Consider the following 3,449-nt stretch of genomic DNA (forward strand, 5'->3'; position numbering starts at 1 on the left):
AGCCCCTGGGTGTAACGGAGATCAGTGAGAAGCTGGGTCTGTATAAGAGTAATGTGCACAATATCCTGGTTACTTTCACTGCGATGGAGTATCTGGTTCAGGATCCGGAGTCCGGGAAATTCCGGCTGGGACCGGAGGTTATGATGTTAAGCCGCGCATTTCGGGAGAATCTTGATATTACAAAGGTTGCTGTGCCGTTTATGCGTGAGATCGCCAATGAAGTGCAGGAACTGGTTTACCTGGCTGTGCCAAAGGGTGAAGATATGCTGTACCTGGAGGCGGTTTCACCGGAGAATCAGAGACTTGTGACGAAGTCGGTAGCCGGTGAATGTTCGAAGATGTACTGTACAAGTGTGGGAAAATCAGTTCTGGCTACCATGTCAGAGGAAGAGCGTGAGAAGCATATTCCGAAGAATCTGGAGGCTTTTACAGAGTACACGATCACAGACCGCGGGAAACTGGATGAGGAGATCCGGCTGGTTCAGGAGCGCAGATATGCGGTGGACGATATGGAAGTTATGTTTGGTGTGAAATGTGTAGGCGTGGCTCTTCTTAATCATGAAGGGGAAGCTGAGGGGGCTTTAAGTATCAGTGCTCCGTCTTTGAGGATGAATGAGGAGAATATTCAGAAATATGCGGAAATTCTGAAGGCCAGTGCGCGAAAGATACAAAAACTCCTGTGAAATATGTAAAATTTGCACAAAAAACATGAAAATCAAAGTTTGTTATTGAAAAAATATGCCAACAGTGCTATAGTTGAATTACGAAATAAAGAACACAGTTCTCCAATAAAGAACGCCAAGAACCAAGCCCGGTACTCAGACCGGGTTAAAAAATAAAATATATAGAGAACAGTGTTCTGCAATAAAGAACGAACGTAAAGCTAAAGGAGGATTTTCAAATGGCAAACAAACCTTATGTAGTAGTGGAATGGAACGACACAGAGACAGATGCAAAAGGATGGATGTGTGCATATAACTTTGTAGGGCATTACTGTGGCGGCGGTACAAGAATGCATCCTACAGTAACCAAGGAAGAAGTTATCCGTCTTGCAACAACCATGGGATATAAATATAAAGCCTGTGAATCTCTGACAACCGGTGGATGTAAAGCAGGTATCGCTTATGATTACAAGGCTCCGGATGCAGAGGATGTTCTTCGCAGATTCCTTACTGCAACAGCTCCTTATATTAAAGCTGGTGTTTCCATTGGTGGTGATCTGGGTGTTGATTATTCTGTAGTTCTTCGTATCCTTGATGATCTGGGAATCGGAATTCCTCAGACAAAAGCCATGAAAGAAGATCCGGATATCCATCAGGGTATCGTAAATCATGACAGAGCAGAGAAAGAGCTTACATATGATGGATTCAAGATGTATGATATGATCACCGGTTATGGTGTTGCGGCAGCAGCTGATGAAGCATGGAAATTAAAAGGCGGAAAAGAAGGCGCATCTGTTGTTATCCAGGGATTTGGATGTGTTGGTGCCAGCTGTGTGAATTCTCTGAATAAGATGGGATATAAAGTTGTTGGTATCGCAGATGTAAACGGACTTGTTTACTGCAAGGATGGTCTTGATATCCCGAAACTGGTTGCAACCAGACTTCCGAAGGGCGAGTTAAATAAAGAAGCTTTTGAAGATAATTATCAGGTACTTCCGAACTCCGAGTGGCTCAGCCAGGAATGTGATATCCTTATCCCGGCAGCTCTGGAAGATGTTATAAATAAAGACAATGCAGACAAGATCAAAGCATCTCTTATCGTAGAGGCAGCGAACATTCCGACAACACCGGAAGCAGATGAGATCCTTCGCAAGAAAGGCATTGATGTAGCAGTAGACTTCATCTCCAACCTTGGTGGAATCCGTATTTATGAGGCAGTTATCTTCCGTATTGTTAAGATTGAGAACATGAGCGACGAGGATGCTGCAGCAGCAATCGTAAAAGATACCGTAGATCTGATCCGTAAACAGACAAAAGTGGTATTTGAAGAATCTGCCAAGACTGGCGAGTTTACAAGAGATGTAGCAAGAAGACTGTTTACTCCTGACAAATCCGATACACCGGATATGTAATGGATGAATAACTGATAAAGTACCAGCACTGAGAACCGATTAAGGGGATGCCCCGTGATGGGGCATCCTTTTTTCAAAAATACAGGGTCAGGGGGTTTTGTATGAATTCGAAATTAAGAAAGTATCTTACCATTATTGCACTGGGGTTGGCAGGCGGCTCGATTTACTTTTTACCATATGTAAAATATGTATTCTATGACGCACAGATCTCAACCATGGGAATCACTAATACACAGTCAGGACTTATGCTGACTATGTATACTATTGGAAATATGATCCTGTACATTCCAGGAGGTATCATTGCAGATAAAGTATCACCGAAGAAGGCACTGGTAGTTTCACTTCTCAGTACAACAGCACTGGCATATATTTATGCGTTTTCCATGAATTTTGCAGTAGCCATGGTGATCTGGCTGGGCTTATCTTTCAGTACCGCATTTGTATTCTGGTCTTCTCTGATGAAGGCAATCCGTATTATCGGAACAGAAGAAGAACAGGGATTCATGTACGGACTGTACTATGCATGTAATGGTATTACAGGTGCCCTGACTAATGCTCTTGCATTAAATGTATATAAAACAGCAGGCGATAATGTATCATCCGGTTTTATACGTGCCGTAATAAGCGGTGGAAGTGTTGCGGCAGTTGCAGGTATCCTTCTTATTTTCCTTATGAAAGATGACAAAAAAGGTGCTTCCGCGGCAGATGATGGAGAACCGAAATTCCAGCTCTCAGATTTGGGCAAACTTTTAAAGATGCCGGTTGTATGGGTAGTTGCTCTTACGATTTTCTGTGGCTATGGATATTACACAAGTACTTCTTATTTCAATCCATTTCTTACAGAAGTAATTGGAGTATCCCCGGAGAGCTCCGGTCTGATCTCCATTATTAGAAATTATCTTTTGCTTCTGCTTGCACCGGTAGGTGGAATCCTTGCGGATAAAGTATTCAAATCAACATGTAAATGGCTGATGACTGCATTTTTGATTCTGGCAGCGCTGTTCGGTATCGTAATGATCCTTCCGTCAGATATCAGTCCAATGGCAGCAAGTCTTTACACACTGATCCCAGGTGCATTTGCAATGATGATGTACGGTGTTGTGTTCTCCACAGTCAGTGAGGCGGGAATCCCGAGAATGATGACGGGAACCACCATAGGAATCGCTTCAATCATCGGTTACCTTCCGGACTCTATTTATTCCGTTATCTTTGGAAAATGGATGGATCAGCATGGAGCGGCAGGATATAACTACATTTTTACATTCCTGATGATAACAGGTATCATCGGTGCGGTGCTTGCTTTCACTATTTACCGTCTTGGAAAGAAAAACAGAGAACAGGCTATATAGAGAGGGTTCGATTATGGGAAAAGAAA

At 43.0% G+C, this 3,449-nt stretch carries 3 protein-coding genes; all 3 read left to right on the forward strand.

Annotated features, from left to right (window positions below):
• A partial coding sequence (locus Q0F58_RS18270; protein ID WP_294379314.1) for an IclR family transcriptional regulator occupies positions 1-683 on the forward strand: 683 nt, incomplete at its 5' end.
• Positions 684-901: 218 nt separating this feature from the next.
• Positions 902-2,074 carry a Glu/Leu/Phe/Val dehydrogenase gene (locus Q0F58_RS18275; RefSeq protein WP_294379317.1) on the forward strand — a complete coding sequence of 391 codons (1,173 nt, stop codon included), beginning with the start codon at positions 902-904 and terminating at the stop codon, positions 2,072-2,074.
• A gap of 101 nt (positions 2,075-2,175) precedes the next feature.
• Entirely contained in the window at positions 2,176-3,423 is a 1,248-nt protein-coding gene (locus Q0F58_RS18280) for a nitrate/nitrite transporter (RefSeq protein ID WP_294379318.1), read from the forward strand.
• Positions 3,424-3,449: the final 26 nt, after the last annotated feature.

The sequence above is a fragment of the uncultured Clostridium sp. genome (assembly GCF_934754915.1).
Taxonomy (GTDB): Bacteria; Bacillota; Clostridia; order Clostridiales; family Clostridiaceae; genus Clostridium.

What these genes read in the sequence shown, in the direction of transcription:
- Q0F58_RS18280 (WP_294379318.1), top strand. Translation starts at nt 2,176, where the DNA reads ATGAATTCGAAATTAAGAAAGTATCTTACCATTATTGCACTGGGGTTG.
- Q0F58_RS18275 (WP_294379317.1), top strand. Translation starts at nt 902, where the DNA reads ATGGCAAACAAACCTTATGTAGTAGTGGAATGGAACGACACAGAGACA.